The organism is Gordonibacter pamelaeae (assembly GCF_003340385.1).
GTDB classification, from domain to species: Bacteria; Actinomycetota; Coriobacteriia; order Coriobacteriales; family Eggerthellaceae; genus Gordonibacter; species Gordonibacter pamelaeae.
Map to the genome: position 1 here is coordinate 59534 of NZ_PPTS01000007.1, position 21919 is coordinate 81452.

Genomic DNA, 21919 nt, shown 5'->3' on the forward strand with positions numbered 1-21919 from the left:
GAGCGCGCTCGCCGCACTTTTCACGAACGGATGTTTCACGTGAAACACTCCGGCGGCGTTCCGCGCCCTCGACCGAACCGAAAGTTGAAATCGATGAACAAGAAACAGAAACGAACGAGGAACCGCATCGTCCTCGCCATCGCGCTGTTCGCCGTCGTCTACGTGATCGCCGAGCTCATGCCGCTCGCCACGTGGCTCGGAAGCGAGACAGCCGCGCTCTGGGTGGAGTTCGCGCTCTTCCTCGTCCCCTACCTCATCGCCGGCTACGACGTGCTTTTGCGCGCGGCGAAGAACATCGGCCACGGCCAGGTGTTCGACGAGAACTTCCTCATGAGCGTGGCCACCATCGGCGCGTTCGCGCTGGTGCTGTTCCCCGACAGCGACCCGCACATGGCCGAAGGCGCGGCCGTCATGCTGTTCTACCAGGTGGGCGAGCTGTTCCAAAGCTACGCCGTGGGCAAATCGCGCAAGTCGATCGCCGACATGATGGACATCGCGCCCGATTTCGCCAACGTGGAGCGCGACGGGCGGCTCGTGCAGGTCGACCCCTACGAGGTGGCCGTGGGCGACGAGATCGTCGTCAAAGCCGGCGAGCGCGTGCCGCTCGACGGCGTGGTGGTGCGCGGCTCCTCGCAGCTGGACACCGCGGCCCTCACCGGCGAGTCGGTGCCGCGCGAGGTGCGCGAGGGCGACGAGATCATCTCGGGCTGCGTCAACATGAGCGGCCTCATCACCGTGCGCGTGACCAAGCCCTTCGGCGAGTCCACCGTGAGCCGCATCCTCGAGCTCGTGGAGAACGCAGCCGAGAAGAAGGCCAAGACCGAGAACTTCATCACCCGCTTCGCGCGCTACTACACCCCGGCGGTCGTCGGCATCGCGGCGCTCTTGGCCATCATGCCGCCGCTTCTGCTGGGCGGCGGCTGGTCCGACTGGGTGCAGCGCGGGCTGATCTTCCTCGTGGTGTCGTGCCCCTGCGCGCTCGTCATCAGCGTGCCGCTGTCGTTCTTCGGCGGCATCGGCGGCGCCTCGCGCCTCGGCATCCTCGTGAAGGGCAGCAACTACCTGGAGACGCTGAGCCGGGCCGAGACCGTCGTGTTCGACAAGACCGGCACGCTCACCGACGGCTCGTTCAACGTGGTGGCCGTGCACCCCGCCTCCGGCATCGACCCCGACCGGCTGCTGTCCATCGCGGCGCACGCCGAGGCGTACTCGAACCATCCGATCGCGCTGTCGGTGTGCGCGGCCTACTCGGGGCCCATCGACCAGCAGCGCATCGACGACGTGGAGGAGCAGAGCGGCCACGGCGTGCGGGCGCGGGTCGACGAGCACGTGGTGTACGTGGGCAACGACAAGCTCATGAGCGCGTGCGGCGTGGACTGCCGCGACTGCGAGCTGACCGGCACCATCCTGCACGTGTCGCTGGACGGCGAATACATCGGCCACATCGTCATCGCCGACGTCGTCAAGCCCGACGCGGCCGAGGCCGTCGCCGCCTTGCGCGCGGCCGGCGTGAAGAAGACCGTCATGCTGACGGGCGACCGCGCCGACGTGGCCGCCGCCGTGGCGAAGGAGCTGGGCATCGACGAGTTCCGCGCGCAGCTTCTGCCGCAGGACAAGGTCGCCGAAGTGGAGAAGCTGCTCGAGGAGACCCACGCGCAGGGCGCCGGGAAGGGCAAGCTGGCCTTCGTGGGCGACGGCATCAACGACGCCCCGGTGCTCACGCGCGCCGACATCGGCATCGCCATGGGCGCGATGGGCTCGGACGCGGCCATCGAGGCGGCCGACGTGGTGCTCATGGACGACAAGCCGTCCAACATCGCCCGCGCCATCCGCGTGGCCCGCACCACCATGGGCATCGTGTGGCAGAACATCGTGTTCGCCCTCGGCGTGAAGTTCTTGGTGCTGATCCTGGCGGCGCTCGGCATCGCCAACATGTGGCTGGCCGTGTTCGCCGACGTGGGCGTGGCCGTGATCGCCATCTTGAACGCCATGCGCGCCATGAACGTGGGCAAGCTGAAGTAGCCCCCTCCCCAAGCGGCGCCGTCCTCGCAGCCGTCGCCGCTTGGCAACCCCACCATCAACAGGATGAGCCTCCCGCCCCTACGTTTCGTTCGAGACACCTGTTCTCGGCGTATGGTTGATAGAACTTTGCAAAGTGGAGCGTGCGACGGATGCAGAAGGCCGTGCACCTCGGCATTCCGCTCGCATGGAACCTGTCCAGGAAATCTTCCTCGCACTCCTTCGAGTAAGCCATTTTCCAGGCTTCTTTCATCATCGTAAAACCAGTCCGGAAAACGTCCGAAAGCCCTAACGATATAATGAGAAAGAACAAGTTAAAGCGAGAGGAAATTAGCAATGAAATCAGTTTTACTTATAGGGCAGTCAAATATGGCAGGACGTGGATTTTCAAGCGAGGTTATGCCGATTTGCAATGAGAATATTTTTATGCTTAGAAATAGCAGATGGCAGATGATGACAGAGCCTATCCACTTTGACCGGGCAGTTGCCGGTGTCGGACCGGCAGCGTCATTTGCGCAAGCATGGTGCAACGCGAATAAAAATGAACAAATTGGGCTTATCCCTTGTGCGGAAGGAGGAAGTTCCATTGATGAATGGAATAAGGAAGGCGCTCTATTTCGCCATGCAGTCAGCGAGGCAAAATTCGCCATGGGAAACAGTGAATTGATTGCAATTCTGTGGCATCAAGGTGAAAGTGATGGTCACAGCGGAAAGTACAAAAATTATTATCAAAAACTTAACGTTTTAATTAATTCATTCAGAAAAGAACTGGGAGCTTTGGAAGCTCCGTTCATTGTTGGTGGTTTGGGAGATTATTTAGGTAAGTCTGGATTTGGAATAAGCTGTGTAGAGCATGACTTGATTAACCAGGAATTACTTAAATACGCAGAAAATAATAGGAATTGTTATTTTGTAACAGGGAAAAAATTATACCCTAATCCAGATGGTATCCATATCAATGCAGAGTCTCAAAGAAGATTTGGCATTAGATATTTTGAAGCTTATCAGACCAAATCAAATATTGTCGAGCCGTTAGATAATGAAGCGAACATAGTAAAAGGGTTGCATGAAAGAGAACACACTGTTGCGGAGAAAAGATACCTGGCACTAGAGCGATTTACATTAGGGAAAAGCTCTATGGAGGAAGTGATGGAATTTTTAAAGTAGGGGTATGACTTCTAGTTTATGTAGGAAACGGGGCGTTCATGGGCGGGCAACGGGAGGGCGACCGCTTAGGCGCGGAGGGGGCGGCGCAGGCGGCCCGCGGTACGCTGGCGGGCATGGAATCTCGCAAGACATCAGGGAACGCCCCCGCCCCCTCCGGCCGCTCGAAGATGCGGCCGTTCATCGTCGCCGGGCGATGGGCGGTCGCCGTCGCCTGGGGCGTGGCGGTCGTGGCGCTCTGGCCTGCCATCCCCCGCATGTTCGCCGCCTTCCTGCTCGCCTTCCTCCTGGTGAACGCGCTCTGGCAACACGCAGAGCTCAAGCGGGCATGCGCGATGGCGTTCGCCCTCACAGGGCTGCTTGCCATCGTGGGAGAGGTTGCCCTGGGAACCGCCGACTACGTGTCCGTCCCGGTGCTCTGGCTCGTGGACGCGCTCGGCGCGGTCATCGGGGTCCTCGTGGCCTACACCGCGCTGCCGCCGATCGACCGCGCGATCAACCGCCTCGGGTAGCGTCCGGCGAACCGCACCGGCCCCCCTCTCCCCTCCCGAGCCCGCCCGCATCGTGGCGCCTCGAGGGCATGAGCCAAGCGAGCGAACCCGCCCCGGCACGCCTTCCTCCCTGCGCGGCATCCCGTTTTCTGCTACCGTGTTCGCAAACGCCCGCAGGAGAAGGAGCCGAGCGCATGCGCATACTCATCGTGGAAGACGACGCGGCCATCGTGGCCAGCCTGACCGACCTCTTGCGCCGCGAGGGGTACGAGACCGAGCACGCCGACGGCCAGGACGCGGCCGAGGGGCTCCTGGCCGCATCGCGGTTCGACCTCGCGCTCGTGGACGTGGCCCTCGCGCAGGGCAACGGGTTCGCCGTGTGCGCGGCGGCGAAGGCGGCCGACCCGGCACCGGCCGTGATCTTCCTCACCGCCTCCGACGACGAGTACAGCACGGTGGCGGGCCTGGACATGGGGGCCGACGACTACATAGCCAAGCCCTTCCGCGCCCGCGAGCTGCTCTCGCGCATCAAGAGCGTGCTGCGCCGCACCTCGGGCGCGTCGGCGGCGCTGCGCCTGGGCGACGTGGAGGTGGACCCGGCGGCGGCCGTCGTGCGCAAGGCGGGCCGCGAGGTGCAGCTGACGGCGCTCGAGTACCGGCTGCTGCTGCTGTTCGCGCAGAGCCAGGGCCGCCTGGTCACGCGCGAGCACGTGCGCAACGCCATCTGGGACAGCGCCGGCGAGTACGTGAGCGACAACACGCTGAACGTGTACGTGAAGCGCCTGCGCGACAAGATAGAGGACGACCCGACCGACCCCCAGCTCGTGCTCACGGTGCGGGGCCTCGGGTACAAGGCGGGCCCCGCGGCGGAAGGCGGCGCGCGATGAGCCTTCTGCGCAACCGATCCTTCGCCGTGGAGCTGGCCGTGATGGCCGGCGCACTCGGCGCGGTCGCGGCCTTGGCCGGGGCGCTCGCGGGGCCGGCGGCGGGATGCGCCTCCCTGTGCTCGCTCGCCGCAACCTGCGCGCTCTTCGCCGCGTTCTCGGCGCGCCGATACCGCGAGATCGCGCGCCTCGCCGCCGAGGTGGACGAGGTGCTGCACGGCGGCCGGCGCATCACCTTCGCGGACTACCGCGAAGGCGACGTGGCCGTGCTCAAGAACGAGCTGGCGAAGATGACCGCGGCGCTGACCGGCGCCACCGAGCGCCTCGGACAGGAGAAAGCCGCCCTCGCCGACGCGCTGGCAGACGTGTCGCACCAGATCAGAACGCCGCTCACGGCTATCGGCCTCTTAGTGCCCGCCATCGAGGACGCCACAGGCCCCGCCGAGCGCACGCGCGCCCTGCGCGAGCTGGAGGCGCTCGTGGAGCGCGTGGGCTGGCTCGTGACGACGCTCCTCAAGCTGGCGAAGGCCGACGCGGGGGCCATCCGCGTGCAGGCCGCGCCCGTGGACGTGGAGCGCATCGTGCGCGACGCGCTGGCCCCGCTGGCCGGCGCGTTCGATTTGCGCGGCGTGGCCTGCGAGGTGAACGTGGCCCCCGGCGCCACGTTCACGGGCGACGCCGCGTGGTCGGCCGAGGCGCTCGGCAACGTGCTGAAGAACTGCCTCGAGCACACGCCCGCCGGCGGCACCGTGCGCGTGAGCGCGCGGGAGGACGCGGTGGCGCTGCGCCTGCATGTCACGGACACGGGCCCCGGCATCGCGGCCGAGGACCTGCCGCACCTGTTCGAGCGCTTCTACCGCGGGGAGGGGTCGGAAGGCTTCGGCATAGGGCTCCCGCTCGCCCGCTCGCTCACCATCGCCCAAGGCGGGACGCTGCGCGCCGGCAACGACCGCGCGACGGGCGGCGCGCGCTTCGACTTCGCGTTCCCCAAGATGGTGGTGTGACGCGCGGCCCCGCGAAGGCGAAGATGACGATTTCGTAATGCGGGGTTCACGGTGCCGCAAGCGCGCGATGGGACACTGTTCCGTAGAGAATCGAGAGAAAGGCGAGATATGGATATCCTCTCTGCGGAGCGGCTGACGAAGGTGTACGGGCAGGGGCCGACGGCGCTCAAGGCGCTCGACAGCGTGACGCTGTCCATCGGGCAGGGCGAGTTCGTGGCCATCGTGGGCTCGTCGGGCTCCGGCAAGTCGACGCTTCTGCACCTCATGGGCGGCGTGGACCGCCCCACATCGGGCACCGTGCGCCTGGCCGGCGCGGACGTGTACGCGCGCACCGACGAGGAGCTTGCGGTGCTGCGCCGGCGCGAGGTGGGGCTGGTCTACCAGTTCTACAACCTCATCCCCGTGCTCAACGTGGTGGAGAACATGACGCTGCCCGTGCTCATGGACGGCCGGCCGGTGAACGAGGAGCGCCTGGGCACGCTGCTCGACGGCCTGGGGCTGCGCGGCCACGAGGGATTCCTGCCCAACCAGCTCTCCGGCGGCCAGCAGCAGCGCGTGGCCATCGGGCGCGCCCTCATGAACGCGCCCGCCGTGGTGCTGGCCGACGAGCCCACCGGCAACCTCGACTCGCGGAACTCCCGCGAGATCATGGGCCTTCTGCGCGACTCGAGCCGCCACTTCGACCAGACGCTCGTCGTGATCACGCACGACGAGGACATAGCCTGCGCGGCCGACCGCGTCATCGCCATCGAGGACGGGCGCGTCGCCTCGGACGAGAGGCGGCGCTAGCATGGGCATCTTCACGCGCTTCACGCTGCGGTCGCTCGCGAAAAACCGCGTGCGCACCGCCGTCACCGTGGTGGGCATAGCGCTCTCCACCGCGCTTCTGGCCGCCGTGCTCACGAGCGTGGGCAGCATGCAGGCGGCGCTTATGGAGCGCACCATGGCCACCGAGGGGTCGTGGCACGTGTTCTCCTCGGAGCTGTCCGCGACCGCCGTCGACGCGCTTGCGGACAGCGACCAGGTGAGCGACCTCATGACGTTCACGAAGGGCGGCACGGCGGCGCTCTCGGAGGAGGATGCGCGCAACCTGGGCGACTTCCTCACGCTGAAGAGCATGCCCACCGTGGCTAAGGGGTCGGACGAGCCGATGGGCGCGCCGTACGCGCTCATGCCCGAGCTCGTGGAGGGCGGCATGCCGCAGACCGCGGACGAGGTCATCCTGCCCGACTACCTCAAGGGCGAGACGCTCGGCGCCGACGGCAGCGGCGGCGTGCGCTCGGACGGCCCGATCGCCGTGGGCTCGTCGGTGACGGCCGACCTGGGCGTGCGCACCGCCGGTCCCGACGGCGAGGAGTCCATCGAGGACCCGCGCCCGCGCACGCTCGTCGTGACCGGGTTCTACGAGCGCCAGCCGCCCTTCCTAGCGAACAACTACGCGGTGGCCACGTACTCCTCGGTCGCGATCAACGCCGCCGGCTCCCCTGCGGGCATCGGCGCAGGCGCGGACGATGCGACGATGGGCGCGTACGTGGTGACGCGGGGCATCGGCAGCGTCGACGAGATGCACGCGTTCTTCGAGGAGGCGACGGGGCTCGCCGATGCGGACACGACCCTGTACCACCGGACCTTGTTCCCCTACCTGGGCATCTCCGATGGCCGGCCCATCTGGGGCACGCTTTGGATGGTGGCCATCGTGCTCGCCGCGGTGATCGTGGTGGCGTCGGTGTCGCTTATCTACAACGCCTTCGCCATCTCGGTGGCGGAGCGCACGCGGCAGTTCGGGCTCTTGGCCTCGCTCGGCGCGTCGAGGCGGCAGCTGCGGCGCACGGTGCTCGCCGAGGCGCTCGTGCTGGGCGCCGTGGGCGTGCCGCTGGGGCTCGTGCTGGGCGTTGCCGGCACGGTCGGCGCGTTCGCCCTGTCGCAAGAGGCGTTCACCTCGCTCGTGGGCACCGGAGGCGGCGTGCCCGTGCACGTGGACGCCGCCGTGCTGGCCGCCGCGGCGGCGCTCTCGCTGGCCACGCTCGTGGCGAGCGCCTGGGTGCCGGCCCTGCGCGCGGCCCGCGTGTCGGCCGTCGACGCCATCCGCCAGACCCAGGACGTGCGCCTCTCGAAGCGCGCGCGCCGCAAGGCGGCCGCGCCCGCCGGGACCCAGGTGAGGATGGGCGCGGCCGGGAAGCTCTTCGGCGTGCCCGGCTTCGTGGCGCACCGCAACCTCTCGCGCTCCGCCTCCCGCGGGCGCACCGTCGTGGCGTCGCTCGCGGTGAGCGTGGTGCTCATCGTGGCCACCGGCAGCCTGGCCGACGCGCTCTCGCCCATCTCCGACCGGGTCGGGCGCGGCGGCGCGGCGGGCCAGGCGGACGTCACGGTGTCGGCGCACGTGGACTCCTACGAGCAAGGGTCGACCGCCGATCTGCACTCCTACGCCCAGGAGCTCGAACGCTTCCTCGAGCAGGCCCGCGCTGTCGAGGGGGTCGAGTTCCTGGGCTCCACGCGCCAGGGGCAGGCCGAGGCCGTCGTGCCTGCGGGCATGATCTCGCCCGAGGCGAGGGCGGCGCGCGAGCTCATCGACGCCGAGCGGCGCGCCGCATACAGCGCGCCGAGCTTCAACGCGCAGGGGGACTACCTCGGATACCTGGCGCTGTTCTACCTCGACGACGCCTCGTGGCGCTCGCTCGTGGCGGAGCTGGGCCAGGACGAGGCGGCGTTCTGCGATCCGGACAACCCGCGCGCCATCGGCCTGAACACGTTCCAGGAAACGCTCGCGGACGGCACCTACGTCTCGGCCGAGCCCTTCGCCGGCACGGGAAGCATCGAGCTGTACACGGTGGATCGCCGCGAGGGCCTGGCCTTCATGGGATTGCGGGAAGGCCCGAACGGAGAGCTCGTTGCAAGCTATACCGATGGGAACGACCCGAACCAGCGTATCGAGACGTTCCCGATCGAGGAGGTGGCGGCGAAGCGCGTCCTCGACGTGGGCGCGCTCACCGAGGGCGAGCCCGGCGTCCTGAACGCCTTGGCCGCGAGCAGCCAGTTCCCCGCGCTCGTCCTTCCCGAGAGCGCGGCCGCCGCCCCTGCGGACGACCGCTTCGCCAGCCCGTTCACGTACTCGTTCGCAAGCTTCTCCTTCAAGGCGGCCGACCACGCGAAGGCCGCCGAGGAGCTCGAGGCGCTCGCGCAGGGCCTCGACGGCGTCACCCTGTACGTGAGCGACCTCGCGGAGAGCGCGCGCCAAAACCGCCTGATGACGCAGGCCATCCAGCTGTTCGTGATGTGCTTCTCCCTCATCATGGCGCTCATCGCGGTGGCGAACGTGTTCAACACGCTGGCGAACAGCATCATCCTGCGCACCCGCGAGTTCGCGGTGCTGAAGTCGGCGGGCATGGGCAACCGCGCGTTCGCCCGGATGCTCGCCTACGAGTGCGCGAGCTACGCGGCGCGCGGCCTCGTGATCGGCCTGGCGGCGGCCACGGCCGTGGCCTGGGCGCTCCACCGGGCCACGTCGCTGGCGTTCGAGGGCCTGGCGTTCTCGCTGCCATGGGCCTACGTGGGCGCTGCGGTGGGCATGGTGCTGGCAGTGCTCGCCCTGAGCGTGGCCTACGCGCTCGTCCGCGCCCGCGCCGGCAGCATCGTGGAGGCCCTGCGCGCCGACGCGATCTAAAAGGGCAGGCTCCTCGCCCCGTCCTGCTCGAGCAGGACGGGGCGCTCCCTCCCTCAGCGGTTCTCTATGTGGCCGATGTTTTTGAGCTCGATGTTGATGAGGCCGTTCGGGCCGCTCACGAACTCGATGAAGTCGGGGTTCTCGCCGTACTCGGCCGGGAAGGTTATGTCGATGCCCGTGTCGGTGCGGATCTTGTGGCTCTTCGCCACGCGCTTGGCCACGCTCTTCTCCACCACCACGCGCTCGGGCAGGGCCTCCTCGGCAAGCGCCTCCTCGAAGCGCTTCTGCAGGGGCTCGTCCTCGAACACCTCCTCGCCCAGGTCCCACGGGGCCAGCTCGTCGGACTCGTCGGCGTTCTCGGCCACGTAGGCCTTCGCCTTCGACACCGCCACGGCCGTGTTGGCGCCGTATTCCTCGGCCACTTCCTCCACCAGGCGCGCCACCGTGTCGAACACCTCCTTGCTCGACGCCTCCATCGAGCATTGCAAGAGGCCGTCGGGGATGAGCCAGCGGCGCTCGCCCGCGATCTCGCGCTCCTTGTCGCAGAACGACACGGAGAGCGTCTTGGACTCCACCACCGCGAACGACGCCACCTTCTGCGAGGGGTTCGGCAGGATGGCGTGGTGGCGCGCCACGTCCACGCGCTGCGCGCCGCTCTCGCCGTAGCCCACCTCGTGCATATAGGCCTGTTTGCTCTCCAGCAGCATGAACGCGAAGTAGCGCTTGCCGCGCGCCTCGTAGGCGGCCACGGCCTCCTCGTCGTCCATCGCGCGCACCGTGGTATCGGGATCGTCCTCGAAGTCGAGCACCAAGAGGTCGGCCGACTCGCTCTTCTCCATCCGCCCCAGCTCGCCGGCTATGAACTCCGCCACCTGGACGGACAGGTCCACGAACCCGCGCTGCCCGCGGAAGTAGGCGCGCAGCTCCTCGGCGAACATGCTGTCCTCGGCGAACTCGCCGCGCTTGCTGTCCATGTTGCCGAGCGCCTTCTTTGCATGGCTCGTCACGTAGCGCTTCGCGTTCTTGCTGGCAAGGTCCAGCTCCTCCTGGGCGTACACGTTCACGCACGACACGAAGTCGAAGACGTGCAGGATGGCATGGTTTATCTTCATGAACGGCTTTCCTCTTTCTCTTCCATTTCCTCGAACCCCCACAGGCGCACCTCGGGCACGAGCTCCACGCCCGCGCTCTCGCGCACGCGCGCCTGCACGTCGGCGATGAGCCGCCGCACGTCGGCAGCCGTCGCGCCGCCCGCGTTCACCACGAAGCCCGTGTGCTTCTCCGACACCTGGGCGCCGCCCACGCGGTATCCGCGCAGGCCCGCCTCCTGCACGAGCTGGCCCACGAAGCACCCTTCGGGGCGCTTGAACGTGCTGCCGGCGCTCGGCAGCTCGAGCGGCTGCTTCTCGGCGCGCCGGCGCGCCAAGTCGTCCATGCGCGCCTGGATGGCGGCCGCGTCGTCGCGGCGCAGGACCAGCGTGGCGGCCAGCACTACGTAGCCTGCCGCGCCCATCATGGAGTGCCGGTACGACCATTCCGCCCGCTCGGCGTCCACGTCCTCCACGCTGCCGTCGGGGGCCAGGCAGCGCACCGAGGTGCACACGTCCTTGAACTCGCCGCCGTAGGCGCCCGCGTTCATGATGGCGGCCCCTCCCACCGTGCCCGGGATGCCGGAGGCGAACTCGTAGCCCGCGAGCCCCGCCGCGCACGCAGCGCGGGCGACGTCGGCGTTCGCGCACCCCGCCTGCACGCGCACCGTCTCGCCGTCCACCTCGAGCGCCGCGAGGTTCTCGGCCAGGCGCACCACGATGCCGCGCACGCCCTCGTCGGCCGCCAGTACGTCGCTGCCCAGCCCCAGCACCCGGAAGCGCGCGCCCGCCCGGCGGCAGGCCGCCGCCACGGCGCGCACCTCGTCCTCGGTCCGCGGCTCCACGCAGCACTCGGCCGGGCCGCCGATGTGAAACGTCGTCATCTCCGCCAGCGGCGCATCGCAGCGCACGCCCGCCGCGCCCACGATGCCGCGCAGCTGCTCCAAGAGCGCTTCGCCCACCACGGCGCTCACCTCCGCCGGTTCAGCTCGTGGAGGCGGCGCAGGCCGCGCAGCGTGAGCGTCTGGTCGGCACGTGCCCCGTGGCGCAGGAGCGCCGCCATGGCGTCCGCGTCCGCGCCCGTCACCACCACCGGCGCCTCGCAGCCGAGCTCGGCCAGCACCAGGTCCAACAGCCCGTCGATGCGCGCAACCTCGCCCATGACCACGCCGGCCTGCATGGCCTCGCGCGTGGACGTGCCGATGACCGACGTCGGCGCCTTCAGCTCCACGCGCGGCAGGCGCGCGGCGGCCTGCGAGAGCGCCTTCGCGCCCAGCGCCAGCCCCGGCGCGATGATGCCGCCCAGGAACGTGCCCTCGGCGTCCAGCACCTCGAAGTTCGTCGTCGTGCCCAGGTCCACCACCACGAGCGGCCCGCCGTAGTCGGCAAGCGCCGCCGCCAGGTCGGCCACGCGGTCGGGGCCCACCTCGGCAGGGTCGCGGTAGCGCATCCTGATGCCCGTCTTCAGGCCGGGGCCCACCACGAGCGCCCGGCGCCCGCACTCCGCGTGCAGGGCCCGGGCCCACACGTCCACGAGGTCGGGCACGACGCACGAGAGGATGGCGTCGGCCGGCCGGCACGCTCCGCCTGCGGGCGCCGCATCCCCCTTCCCGGCGCCTTTGCGGCGCGCGAGCGCATCGAGGAAGCCCGTCACCACGAGGCGCGCCTCGTCGGACGTGCACCGCTCCGGCGTGGTGGCCTCCCACGTTGCCACGAGCTCCCCGCCGTCGAACAGCCCCAGCCGCGTGACGGTGTTTCCCACGTCGACCGCCAGCAGGCCGCCGGCCCGCTCGCCGCCGACCGCCTCACGCGCATCCGTTCCCATGATGTCGCCTCGCCTTCCGCGCCTCGTGCGGCCGTCGGACCGCGCGCTGCGCCTTTTTTACCCAATACTGCGAAATTAACGATGTTCACCGTCGCTCGCCCCGATTATACTGTACCCGTCTCATCAGTAACCCGACTTCCCGAAGAGAGGGGAAGCGGATATACGAGAAGGAGCGGAACATGCAAGCCTTGAAGGGGCAACTGACCCTGCGCGGCGTCGCCATCGGGTGCGTCGGCTGCGCGATCATCACCGCGGCATCGGCCTACACGGCCCTCAAGATGGGGGCGCTTCCCTGGCCCATCATCTTCGCCGCCATCATCTCCCTGTTCTTCCTGAAAGCCCTCGGGCACACGAACCTGAGCGAGGCGAACGTCACGCACACGGTCATGTCGGCCGGCGCCATGGTGGCGGGCGGGCTGGCTTTCACCATCCCCGGCGCCTGGATGCTCGGGCACGCCGCCGAGATCGACTGGTTCCAGATGCTGGCCGTGGCGCTGGCGGGCGTGGTGCTGGGCCTCGTGTGCACGGCCCTGCTGCGCCGGCACTTCATCGAGGACGCCGAGCTGGAGTACCCCATTGGCCAGGCGGCCGCGCAGACGCTCGTCGCGGGCGACTCCGGCGGCTCCACCGGCAAGAAGCTGTTCGGCGCCATGGGGCTGGCGGGCCTGTTCACGGCGCTGCGGGACGGGTTGGGCGCCATCCCCTCCCTGCTGTTCGGCAACGTGGCCCTGCCGGGCGTGGCGTTCGGGGTGTACCTCTCCCCCATGCTCCTGGCCGTGGGCTTTCTCGTGGGCACCGGCGCGGTGGCCGTATGGTTCGCCGGGGCGCTCATCGGCAACTTCGGCATCGTCGTGGGCGGCACGGCGGCGGGGCTCTGGGACGTGGCCGCGGCGCAGGGCATCGTATCGAGCCTGGGGATGGGCGTTATGATGGGCTGCGGCGTGGGCGTCATCGCGAAGAACATCCTGCCGAAGGCCGTCTCGCTCGTCAGGGACACGCGCGGCTCGGTGGCCGTGGCCCGCGTTGAGGCCGCCTCGCCGACCGCCGCCGACGAGGCGGCGGCCCCGGGCGCCCGCCGTCGCCGCCGCCTCACCGCGGGACTCGCGGCGCTGGCCGTGGCCGCCGTGGCGCTGCTCGCGTGCTTCGCGCTGGGGCTCGGCGCGGTGCCGAGCGTCATCGTGGTGCTGCTCGCGTTCGTGACCTGCGCCATGAGCGCGCAGAGCGTGGGCCAGACCGGCATCGACCCCATGGAGATCTTCGGCCTCATCGTGCTCTTGGCCGTGGCCGCCCTCTCCGACGTGGCGCAGGTGCAGCTGTTCTTCGTGGCCGGCGTGGTGGCTGTGGCGTGCGGCCTGGCGGGCGACATCATGAACGACTTCAAGGCGGGGCACGTGCTGGGAACGGACCCGCGGGCGCAGTGGATCGGGCAGGCCGTGGGAGGCGTGCTGGGCGCCGTGGTGGCCGTGGCCGTCATGGCAGTGCTCCTGGCCGCCTACGGGCCCGACGCGTTCGGCCTGCAGGGCACGTTCGTCGCGGCGCAGGCATCCGTCGTGGCCACCATGGTGGCGGGCATCCCCTCGGTGCCGGCGTTCCTTGTCGGCCTGGCCGTCGGCTTCGCGCTCTACCTGCTGGGCGCGCCGGCCATGATGCTGGGCCTGGGCATCTACCTGCCGTTCTACATGTCCCTCACCGCGTTCCTCGGCGCCATGGCGAAGATGGCCTACGATGCCGTGTGCGCGCGTCGCCGCGCGAAGCTGCCGCCCGACGAGGCGGCCGCGCGGCTCAAGGCGCAGGACGAGACAGGGCTCGTGGTGGCAAGCGGCCTGCTGGGCGGCGAGTCGGTCGTGGGCGTGGTCATAGCCCTGGCCGCCGTCGCGGCCGGATTGGGGGCGTAAGGACGCCCCTCCCGCTGCAGGCGCCGGCCCGGGGAGGGCGGCTTCGTGGTACCATGGCGAGGACGGGCGCGGCGCGGGACGCGCATCGGCCGACCCCGCAACCGCCCGCCCCGCCCGACCCTCGGAGGTTTTCCCATGGAGCTCATCATCACCCTATGCGCGGCGCTGTCCGCCGGCACGGTGTTCGGCGTCGTCGCCGGCGCGGCGAAGTACCGCCTGCACCGCAAGCGGAGCTATTCCGACAAGCAGGTGGCCGCCTACCAGCGCCTGTGGAAGAAGGGCTCCATCCTCTTGCGGTTCGCCACGGGCACCGTCCTCGCCCTCGGGCTCATCTGGTGCACAGGCTTCCTCGTCGTCGGCGCGCTCTACCCCGACCAGACCGATTACGCGAACAACATGGCGGAGCTCATCGTGTGCGTGCTCACCGTGGTGTCCATCATCTTCGCCTTCTACGAGTTCGTGCGCAGGAAGTAGCGTCGCGCGCGGATCGGGCACGAAGCGAAACGGGTGCGGAGGTTGGCGTGGCAAGACAGCGAGAAGCCCCCTCGTGCAGATTCGGCACGAGGGGGCTTCTCGCTGCTGGCTCGTTCCGGCAGCCGTCGAGCCGCCGGAACCTAGTTGAACTTGAATATCTTCTGGGCCATGCGGTAGCCGGTGATGCCGATCTTGCGGCCCAGCTCGGTGGGCAGGTTCGTGCCCATGTTCAGCACGCTGCGGCGGATGCGCCGGTAGACGTCGGGGTTCTTCTCCTTGAGGTAGTCCCAGATGCCCTCGCGCTTGTCCTCGGCCTCGTCGGTGCCTATCATGCGCAGGAAGATGGAGCAGATGCACATCATCATGGACAGGTAGTTCTCCATGTAGCGCTCCAGGCGCTTCTCGGGAACGGCGTCGGGCAGCTGCACGGCGTCGATCATGAGGCGCGTGACGCGCAGCTGCTGGTCGATGCGGCCCTTCATGACGCTCTCGTTCACGCTCTGGTCCTCGCGGCCTATGTAGTAGCGGTACATGTCCACGTCGCGGTAGTAGATGGTGCGCACGTGCGGCAGCGGCACGTACACGAAGATGTTGTCCACGTAGAACGTGTGCTTCGGCAGCTCCAGGCCCATGTCGCGCAGAAGCTCGGTGCGGTAGACCACCGAGTGCATGAGCAGGTACTGGCTCTGGCCGAAGTGCCCCACCTCGTCCCAGCCGAACTCGCGTCCCTCGGGGAACACGTTGCGGTAGTGCATGACGGTGCGCGAGCCCTCGGACACCTTCTCGTACACGTAGTTGCCGATCACGAGGTCGGTGGCGTCCTCCAGCTCGTTCTGGCGGCGCAGGTAGGCCATGATCTCGCGCATGGCGGCCTCGTCGAGCCAGTCGTCGGAATCCACCACCTTGAAGTAGCGCCCCGTGGCGTTCGCCAGGCCCGTGTTCACGGCCTGGCCGTGCCCGCCGTTCTCCTGGTGCACGGCCTTGACGATGCCGGGGTGCCGCTCCGCCCACGCATCGGCCTTGGCGGCGGTGTCGTCCTTCGTCGAGCCGTCGTCCACGATGATGATCTCTATGTCGTCGCCGCACTTCAAGATGGACTCGATGCACGCGTCCATGTAATCGGCCGAGTTGTAGCACGGCACGGCGAAGGAGATGGTCTTCACGGCGCTACCCCACCAGCTCGTCTGCCAGCGCCAGCGCGCGCCCGATGATGACGTCCATGTTGTAGTAGCGGTACTCGGCCAACCGGCCCAACGGGTGGAAGTTCGGCAGCGACTTCGTCAGCGCGCGGTAGCGCTCGTAGTGCGCGGCGTTCTCGTCGTTGATGATGGCGTAGTACGGCGTCTGCGTCTTGGGGTCGTCGTAGGAGTGGCTGTACTCCTTCATGATGGTGGTCTTGTCGGTCTCCTGGCCCGTGAGGTACTTGAACTCCGTGATGCGCGTGTAGTCCTCGGTCACGGTGAAGTTCACCGTGCCGCAGGGCAGCACGTGGTCGGCGTCGTGCGTCTCGTACACGAAGTCCAGGCTGCGGTACGGCAGGCGGCCGAAGCGCGACAGGAAGAGCTCGTCCAGCGGCCCGGTGTAGACGATGGGCCCCGTGAACGGGCGGTCCTTGACGTTGATGGCGGACAGCGGAGCGTCCTCGTCGTCGCTCTCGAACTCCAGGTCGAACGCGCTCTCCGCCTCCACGCCCAGGCACACCTGAATGTTCTCGTGGTCGAGCATGCGCTCGAACAGCGGGGTGTAGCCGTGCAGCGGCATGCCCTGGAAGGCGTCCTGGAAGTAGCGGTTGTCGCGCGACACGAACACGGGCACGCGCGCCGTGACGGAGGGGTCAACCTCCTCGGGCGTGAGGCCCCATTGCTTCTGCGTGTAGTAGAGGAACACGTTCTTGTAGACGAAGTCGGCGATCTCGGAGAGCTCCGGGTCGTCCTGGGCGCGCAGCTCGGTGATGGTCACCTTGCGCTCGTCGCCGAACGTGTCCACGAGCTTCTCCGTGAGGCGCGCGGCCTTCTCCTCGCCGAAGGCGATCTCCATGGAGTTCTTGTTGAACGGCACGGGCAGGTAGGTGCCGTACCAGTCGGCCAGCACCTCGTGCTGGTAGTCGCGCCATTCGGTGAAGCGGCGCACGTAGTCGAAGGCGCGCTCGTCGTTGGTGTGGAAGATGTGCGGCCCGTAGCGGTGCACGAGGATGCCGGCCTCGTCGGCCTCGTCGTACATGTTGCCGCCGATGTGCGGGCGCTTCTCCACCACGAGCACGCGCTTGCCGCCGCGCTCGGCCAGCTCGCGCGCCATGACGCCGCCCGCGAACCCGCTTCCCACTACGAGGGCGTCCACCTCGTCGATATCGACGTCCTTGAAATCGCAGTACTGCACACCCATGGGGCACCTTCCTTTAGTCTCTATACCAGCGGTAGGGCCTCTCCCGGCCCGAAGTATGCGCATATTGCACCGAGAAGCCAGTTTACCGAAAAACCCAGCCCGCGGGCACGCTATCATACAACCATCGTTTTTTTCGCATGCCTTCCGTCGTGCGAGCTTCGATCATATACGCGAAAGGATAGTGCCGATGAGTGCATTTCTTGATTCCATGCTGGTTCGCGCCAAGGGCGACCTGCAGACGATCGTGCTGCCCGAGGGCGACGACGAGCGCACGCTGCAGGCGGCCGAGCGCATCTTGGCCGAAGGGGTTGCGAACCTCGTCATCCTGGGCGATGCCGCGGCCATCGAGGCGAGCCCCTACGCGCTGGACGGCGCCCGCATCGTGGACGTGCGCACGGCCGCCGAGCGCGCCGAGTTCGCCGCCGCCCTCTACGAGCTGCGCCGCCACAAGGGCCTGACGCCCGAGCAGGCCGAGGCCCTCATGGACGACGTGCTGTACTTCGGCGTGATGATGGTGAAGCAGGGCTTGGCCGACGGCATGGTGGCCGGCGCCTGCCACGCCACGGGCGACGTGCTGCGCCCGAGCCTGCAGATACTCAAGACCGCGCCCGGCGTGAAGCTGGTCAGCTCGTTCTTCGTCATGTGCGTGCCCGACTGCGACTTGGGCGCGAACGGCACGTTCCTGTTCTCCGACTGCGGCCTGGAGGTGCAGCCCGACAGCGAGAGGCTGGCGCACATCGCCGTGAACTCCGCGAAGTCGTGGGAGACCCTCATGGGCGAGGAGGCCCGCGTGGCGCTGCTCTCGCATTCGACCCATGGCTCGGCCAAGAACGCCGACGCCGCCAAGGTGGTGGAGGCGACCGAGATCGCACGCGAGCTGGCGCCGGACCTGGCGTTGGACGGCGAGCTGCAGCTCGACGCGGCCATCATCGGCTCCGTGGGCGCGTCGAAGGCGCCCGGCTCCCCCGTGGCCGGCCGCGCGAACGTGCTCGTGTTCCCCGACCTGGACGCCGGCAACATCGGCTACAAGCTCGTGCAGCGCCTCGCCCGCGCCGAGGCGTACGGCCCCGTCACCCAGGGCATCGCCGCGCCGGTGAACGACCTGTCACGCGGCTGCTCCGCCGACGACATCGTGGGCGTCATCGCCATCACCTGCGTGCAGGCCCAGGCGAAAGCCATCGAATAGCGAAGCGCCTGCAGGCCGCCCCCGCCTATGCGCAAGGGGGCGGCCGAGCGCAGGGGATTTCCTGCTCCCCCGGACGGCCATGCACGGCATACCAAGGCGGCCCCGCGCGTTGCGCGGGGCCGCTCCAGGTTCTGGGCTCGCAGGAGAAAGCGCCCTACACCAGCACCGGCTCCTCGTCGAACACGGTGCCTTCCACGCGCATCTGCTCGTGGACGATGTCGTAGGTGTCGCGCGCGATCATGTACTCCTCGTTCGTGGGGATGATGATGATCTTCACCTGCGAGGAGTCGGCCGATATCTCGCGCTCGAAGCCGCGCTGGCGGTTCTTCTCCTCGTCGAGGATGATGCCGAGCGGCTGCAGGCCGGTGAAGATCATGCGGCGCATCTTCTCGCAGTTCTCGCCCACGCCGGCCGTGAGCACGATGGCGTCCACGCCGCCCATGACGGCGATGTACTGGCCGATGTACTTCTTCACGGAGTTCGAGTACATGTCGTAGGCGAGCATGGCGCGCTCGTCGCCCTTCTCGGAGGCGTCGCGCACGCTGCGCAGGTCGTTCGAGATGCCCGAGATGCCCAGCAGGCCCGACTTCTTGTTCATGAGGTCGTTCATCTCGGCGCCGGTCAGGTTCTCGTGCTCCATGACGAAGGGCACGATGGCCGGGTCGATGGCGCCGCAGCGCGTGCCCATCATGAGGCCATCGAGCGGCGTGAGGCCCATGGACGTGTCCACGGCCACGCCGTGGTCGATGGCGCTGATGGAGCAGCCGTTGCCCAGGTGGCACGTGATGAGCTTGAGGTCCTCTATCGGCTCGTCGAGCACGGCGGCGGCGCGCTCGGAGATGTAGCGGTGGCTCGTGCCGTGCGCGCCGTACTTGCGGATGGCGTACTTCTCGTACAGCTCGTAGGGCAGCGGGTACATGTAGGCCTTCGGGGGCAGCGTCTGGAAGAACGACGTGTCGAACACGGCCACCATGGGCACGTCCGGCATGTGCTTCTGGCAGGCGTGGATGCCCATGAGGGCGGCACCGTTGTGCAGCGGCGCGAGCTCGGCCAGCTCGTCTATCTTGTCGATGACGTCCTGGTCGATGAGCACCGAGCGGTCGAAGTACTTGCCGCCCTGAACGATGCGGTGCCCCACGGCGTCGATCTCGTCGAGCGAGTCGATGGCCTTCGCCGGGCCCGACGTGAGCGATTCCAGGACGAGCGCCATGGCGTCGTCGTGGTCGGACATCTTGGCGTCGATGACCTCCTCGTTCTTGTCGAGGCCGTGCTTGTGGAAGGCCTCCGCCGAGCCCACGCGCTCGCAGATGCCCTTCGCGAGCAGCTCGTGCTGCTCCACGTTCACCAGCTGGTACTTCAAGGAAGATGATCCTGCATTGATAACGAGAACGTTCAACGACCTGCCTCCTTTTGGGCTCAATTCCTGAAACAATTAGTTTAGGGAAGCACTGCGGTCGTTGAATGGATACGGCCCGTTCATTCGGCAAACGGCGCGCCGCTCACCGAAAAAGCGTGACAGGGGGACGGGGATATTGTCACATTCCGTGACGCATCACGACCAGGCAAGACGAACGTGAATGTGACAATATCCCCGTCCCCCTGTCACGCCCCGTTGCCGCAGAGCTACTTCCGCGAAGGGTCGCCCGAGTTCATGGGGGCGCCGCCCAGCACGTGCACGTGCAGGTGGTGCACCGACTGCTGCGCGTCATTGTTCGTGTTCACGATCACGCGGTAGCCGCTCTCGGCGATGCCCTTGATGTCGGCAACCTTGCGCACCGTGTTGAACAGGTAGCCCAGCTCCTCGTCCGGCACGCCGTCGCCGATGTTGTCGTAGTGGTCCTTCGGCACGATGAGCGTGTGCACCGGCATCTGCGGGCTCACGTCCTCGAACGCGAGCACCCGCTCGTCCTCGTACACCTTCGTCGACGGGATCTCCCCCGCCACTATCTTGCAGAACAGGCAGTCTTCCTTGCGCATGGCGCCCTCTCCTTCCTTTCCGTGCGCCGCCCCGTCGGGGCGGCGTCAGCCTACGACAGCGTGGCGTCGCGCGTGGCGTCGTCCACCTCGCCCTCGAGCTCGCCCATCAGCACCTCGACCTTCTGCTGCGCCTCGTTCAGGCGGCCCTGCAGCGCGCGCAGCAAAGACACGCCGCGCTCGTAGCTGACCAGGCTGTCCTCGAGCTCCAGCGAGTTGCTCTCCAGAACCCGCACGATGCCGTCGAGCTCGCCCATGGCCTCGCGGAACGTCAGCTCCTCGACGGGCTTGCGATCACCGGTCTCCATTGTCCTCATCCTCCCATAGTATCATCTCGATGTCCTCGCGCCGAGCCGACTCCACGCGGCACGCCAGCACGCCGTCCGACACCGTCACCTCGAGCGCCGATCCAGGCGGCGCGTCCTCGACGCGCTTCGCCACGGCGCCCTCCTGGGTGCGCGCGATGGCGTAGCCGCGCCCGATGACGGACAGGGGCGACAGGTCCTCCAAACGTGCGGCCGCGAGCGCCGCCTGCTGGCCGAACCGGGGCACGAGCCCGGGCCCCAGCGACGCGAGCCGCTGCCGCGCGTGCCCGACCTGCATCCGGTCGCGCTCCAGGTTGGCGGGCAGGGCCGGCAGCAGGCGCTCCCGGCACCGCTCGAGCGCGGCCCGCTCGCGCGCCACGCCCTCGGGCAGGAGGCGCGACAGCCGCTCGCGCTGGCGGTCGAGCGTGGCGCGGTCGCGCTCCAGGTTGGCGGGGATGGCGCGGAACAGCCGCTCCGAGGCCAGGTCGACGCCCTGCATCGGGGCGGCGAGCAGCAGGTTCGGGTCCCGGAGAACGGGGCGCTCGACGCAGCGGCGCACCTCGGCGGCCGCCCGCTCCACGGCGCGCCCGGCGCTCATGGACAGCGAGCGGGCATGCGCGCAGAACAGCTCCGCCAGGCTCTCGCGCGTGGGCGTGACGGCCATGGCCGCGTAGGTGGGCGTGGAGGCGCGCCGGTCGGCCACCATGTCGGCGATGAACGTGTCCGGCTCGTGCCCGATGCCGGTGACCACGGGGATGGGGCACGCCGCGATGGCGCGCGCCAGGGCCTCGTCGTTGAAGGGCATCATGTCCTCGTAGGACCCGCCGCCGCGCCCGACCAGCATGACCTCCACGCCGGCGCGGTACATGCAGCGCATGCCCTCCACGATGCTGGCGGCGGCCTGGGCGCCCTCCACCTGCACGCCCGCCACGAACACGCGCGCCACGGGGAAGCGGTTGCGCAGCGTGCGCAGCATGTCGTGCACGGCGTCGCCGCGCGGCGAGGTGACGATGCCGATGGTCAGCGGGAACTGCGGGATGGGCAGCTTGCGCGCCGGGTCCATGAGCCCCTCGGCCTCCAGCTTGCGCGCGAGCGCCGCCACCTGGGCGCGCAGGCGCCCCTCGCCGGCGAGCTCGATCGAGAACACGTCGAAGTTCATGCGGCCCTTGGCCGCGTACAGCGTGAACCTGCCGGTCAGCTCGACCAGCTGCCCCACGGCCAGATCCACGCCCGAGGCCTTGTAGCGGCCCATCCACATCATGCAGGGCAGCGCGGCGTCGGCGTCCTTCACCGTGAAGTACACGGCCTTGTAGCCGCGCTTGCTGCTCGTCTCGGACACCTCGCCCACCAGGCGCACGACCACGCCCTCAAGCGCGCCCTTCGCAAGGGCCATGGCCGCGGAGACGGAGAGCGCCACAGACGCGCCCCCGGCGCCCATCTCGTGTCCTCCGCCCGCAGGCGCGGCAGCGCACGAGTCGGCCGCAGAGGCCCCCGCCGTCGCGGCGCGCGCCCGCTCGAGCGCGTCGGCCAGGGCCGCGCGCGTCCCTTCTCCTCGATCCCCCATGTA

Annotated in this window: 19 protein-coding genes; 10 read left to right on the plus strand and 9 right to left on the minus strand. The window is 68.4% G+C overall.

Annotated features, from left to right (window positions below; translation table 11 throughout):
• Positions 1-93: 93 nt before the first annotated feature.
• The 7 genes from C1877_RS11410 (at position 94) to C1877_RS11440 (ending at position 9223) form a co-directional block, all read left to right on the plus strand.
• On the plus strand, positions 94-2022 hold the full coding sequence (locus C1877_RS11410) for a heavy metal translocating P-type ATPase (RefSeq protein ID WP_114569223.1): 1929 nt from the start codon (positions 94-96) through the stop codon (positions 2020-2022).
• Between the two features lie 333 nt (positions 2023-2355).
• A complete protein-coding gene (locus tag C1877_RS11415) occupies positions 2356-3186 on the plus strand; it encodes a sialate O-acetylesterase (RefSeq protein ID WP_083808856.1) in 831 nt (276 codons plus the stop codon).
• 38 nt (positions 3187-3224) lie between these two features.
• Positions 3225-3695 (plus strand): hypothetical protein, encoded by a 471-nt coding sequence (locus tag C1877_RS11420; RefSeq protein ID WP_049783980.1) that lies wholly within the window; start codon positions 3225-3227, stop codon positions 3693-3695.
• 173 nt (positions 3696-3868) lie between these two features.
• Positions 3869-4561, plus strand: coding sequence for a response regulator transcription factor (locus tag C1877_RS11425; protein ID WP_114569224.1), 693 nt, complete (start codon positions 3869-3871; stop codon positions 4559-4561).
• On the plus strand, positions 4558-5562 hold the full coding sequence (locus C1877_RS11430; RefSeq protein WP_114569225.1) for a sensor histidine kinase: 1005 nt from the start codon (positions 4558-4560) through the stop codon (positions 5560-5562). Before C1877_RS11425 ends, C1877_RS11430 begins: the two co-directional genes overlap by 4 nt.
• A 108-nt stretch (positions 5563-5670) precedes the next feature.
• On the plus strand, positions 5671-6351 hold the full coding sequence (locus tag C1877_RS11435) for an ABC transporter ATP-binding protein (RefSeq protein WP_114569226.1): 681 nt from the start codon (positions 5671-5673) through the stop codon (positions 6349-6351).
• A 1-nt stretch (position 6352) separates the two neighbouring features.
• A complete protein-coding gene (locus C1877_RS11440) occupies positions 6353-9223 on the plus strand; it encodes an ABC transporter permease (RefSeq protein WP_114569227.1) in 2871 nt (956 codons plus the stop codon).
• Positions 9224-9276: 53 nt separating this feature from the next.
• Here the strand turns inward: C1877_RS11440 and C1877_RS11445 are convergent, their stop codons facing one another.
• Genes C1877_RS11445 through C1877_RS15770 form a run of 3 tightly spaced genes read right to left on the minus strand, consistent with a single transcriptional unit; the run spans position 9277 to position 12136 of the window.
• Positions 9277-10335, minus strand: a complete 1059-nt coding sequence (locus C1877_RS11445; protein ID WP_015538810.1) for a nucleoid-associated protein — start codon at positions 10333-10335, stop codon at positions 9277-9279.
• Positions 10332-11276, minus strand: a complete 945-nt coding sequence (murB, locus tag C1877_RS11450) for a UDP-N-acetylmuramate dehydrogenase (protein WP_244909853.1) — start codon at positions 11274-11276, stop codon at positions 10332-10334. The genes C1877_RS11445 and murB overlap by 4 nt, the downstream gene beginning before the upstream one ends.
• A 5-nt stretch (positions 11277-11281) precedes the next feature.
• Positions 11282-12136, minus strand: coding sequence for a type III pantothenate kinase (locus tag C1877_RS15770; RefSeq protein ID WP_154270979.1), 855 nt, complete (start codon positions 12134-12136; stop codon positions 11282-11284).
• Between the two features lie 179 nt (positions 12137-12315).
• Between C1877_RS15770 and C1877_RS11460 the strand changes: the two genes are divergently transcribed.
• Positions 12316-14031 (plus strand): OPT/YSL family transporter, encoded by a 1716-nt coding sequence (locus C1877_RS11460; RefSeq protein ID WP_114569228.1) that lies wholly within the window; start codon positions 12316-12318, stop codon positions 14029-14031.
• A 135-nt stretch (positions 14032-14166) separates the two neighbouring features.
• A complete protein-coding gene (locus tag C1877_RS15505; RefSeq protein WP_015538811.1) occupies positions 14167-14505 on the plus strand; it encodes a hypothetical protein in 339 nt (112 codons plus the stop codon).
• Positions 14506-14645: 140 nt separating this feature from the next.
• On the opposite strand, the gene C1877_RS11470 is transcribed toward C1877_RS15505, so the two are convergent.
• The gene (locus C1877_RS11470) at positions 14646-15668 is read right to left on the minus strand and encodes a glycosyltransferase family 2 protein (protein WP_041238820.1); all 1023 of its coding nucleotides are present in this window, start codon (positions 15666-15668) and stop codon (positions 14646-14648) included.
• Positions 15669-15672: 4 nt separating this feature from the next.
• The gene (glf, locus tag C1877_RS11475; RefSeq protein ID WP_114569229.1) at positions 15673-16887 is read right to left on the minus strand and encodes a UDP-galactopyranose mutase; all 1215 of its coding nucleotides are present in this window, start codon (positions 16885-16887) and stop codon (positions 15673-15675) included.
• A gap of 187 nt (positions 16888-17074) precedes the next feature.
• Here glf and pta point away from each other — a divergent pair, with 187 nt between their 5' ends.
• Positions 17075-18073: a phosphate acetyltransferase gene (gene pta / locus C1877_RS11480; RefSeq protein ID WP_114569230.1), complete on the plus strand. Its 999-nt coding sequence runs from the start codon at positions 17075-17077 to the stop codon at positions 18071-18073.
• Positions 18074-18227: 154 nt separating this feature from the next.
• Here pta and C1877_RS11485 read toward each other — a convergent pair whose 3' ends face one another.
• The 4 genes from C1877_RS11485 to xseA all read right to left on the minus strand — a co-directional run bounded on the left by C1877_RS11485 (position 18228) and on the right by xseA (position 21916).
• Entirely contained in the window at positions 18228-19469 is a 1242-nt protein-coding gene (locus C1877_RS11485) for an acetate/propionate family kinase (protein ID WP_049783982.1), read from the minus strand.
• 227 nt (positions 19470-19696) lie between these two features.
• Entirely contained in the window at positions 19697-20050 is a 354-nt protein-coding gene (locus tag C1877_RS11490; protein WP_015538813.1) for a histidine triad nucleotide-binding protein, read from the minus strand.
• Positions 20051-20100: 50 nt separating this feature from the next.
• A complete protein-coding gene (gene xseB / locus C1877_RS11495) occupies positions 20101-20355 on the minus strand; it encodes an exodeoxyribonuclease VII small subunit (RefSeq protein ID WP_015538814.1) in 255 nt (84 codons plus the stop codon).
• Positions 20342-21916 (minus strand): exodeoxyribonuclease VII large subunit, encoded by a 1575-nt coding sequence (gene xseA, locus C1877_RS11500; RefSeq protein WP_244909854.1) that lies wholly within the window; start codon positions 21914-21916, stop codon positions 20342-20344. The genes xseB and xseA overlap by 14 nt, the downstream gene beginning before the upstream one ends.
• Positions 21917-21919 lie beyond the last annotated feature (3 nt).

What these genes read in the sequence shown, in the direction of transcription:
- C1877_RS11410 (WP_114569223.1), top strand. Translation starts at nt 94, where the DNA reads ATGAACAAGAAACAGAAACGAACGAGGAACCGCATCGTCCTCGCCATC.
- C1877_RS11415 (WP_083808856.1), top strand. Translation starts at nt 2,356, where the DNA reads ATGAAATCAGTTTTACTTATAGGGCAGTCAAATATGGCAGGACGTGGA.
- C1877_RS11420 (WP_049783980.1), top strand. Translation starts at nt 3,225, where the DNA reads ATGGGCGGGCAACGGGAGGGCGACCGCTTAGGCGCGGAGGGGGCGGCG.
- C1877_RS11425 (WP_114569224.1), top strand. Translation starts at nt 3,869, where the DNA reads ATGCGCATACTCATCGTGGAAGACGACGCGGCCATCGTGGCCAGCCTG.
- C1877_RS11430 (WP_114569225.1), top strand. Translation starts at nt 4,558, where the DNA reads ATGAGCCTTCTGCGCAACCGATCCTTCGCCGTGGAGCTGGCCGTGATG.
- C1877_RS11435 (WP_114569226.1), top strand. Translation starts at nt 5,671, where the DNA reads ATGGATATCCTCTCTGCGGAGCGGCTGACGAAGGTGTACGGGCAGGGG.
- C1877_RS11440 (WP_114569227.1), top strand. Translation starts at nt 6,353, where the DNA reads ATGGGCATCTTCACGCGCTTCACGCTGCGGTCGCTCGCGAAAAACCGC.
- C1877_RS11445 (WP_015538810.1), bottom strand. Translation starts at nt 10,335, where the DNA reads ATGAAGATAAACCATGCCATCCTGCACGTCTTCGACTTCGTGTCGTGC.
- C1877_RS15770 (WP_154270979.1), bottom strand. Translation starts at nt 12,136, where the DNA reads ATGGGAACGGATGCGCGTGAGGCGGTCGGCGGCGAGCGGGCCGGCGGC.
- C1877_RS11460 (WP_114569228.1), top strand. Translation starts at nt 12,316, where the DNA reads ATGCAAGCCTTGAAGGGGCAACTGACCCTGCGCGGCGTCGCCATCGGG.
- C1877_RS15505 (WP_015538811.1), top strand. Translation starts at nt 14,167, where the DNA reads ATGGAGCTCATCATCACCCTATGCGCGGCGCTGTCCGCCGGCACGGTG.
- glf (WP_114569229.1), bottom strand. Translation starts at nt 16,887, where the DNA reads ATGGGTGTGCAGTACTGCGATTTCAAGGACGTCGATATCGACGAGGTG.
- pta (WP_114569230.1), top strand. Translation starts at nt 17,075, where the DNA reads ATGAGTGCATTTCTTGATTCCATGCTGGTTCGCGCCAAGGGCGACCTG.
- C1877_RS11490 (WP_015538813.1), bottom strand. Translation starts at nt 20,050, where the DNA reads ATGCGCAAGGAAGACTGCCTGTTCTGCAAGATAGTGGCGGGGGAGATC.
- xseB (WP_015538814.1), bottom strand. Translation starts at nt 20,355, where the DNA reads ATGGAGACCGGTGATCGCAAGCCCGTCGAGGAGCTGACGTTCCGCGAG.
- xseA (WP_244909854.1), bottom strand. Translation starts at nt 21,916, where the DNA reads ATGGGGGATCGAGGAGAAGGGACGCGCGCGGCCCTGGCCGACGCGCTC.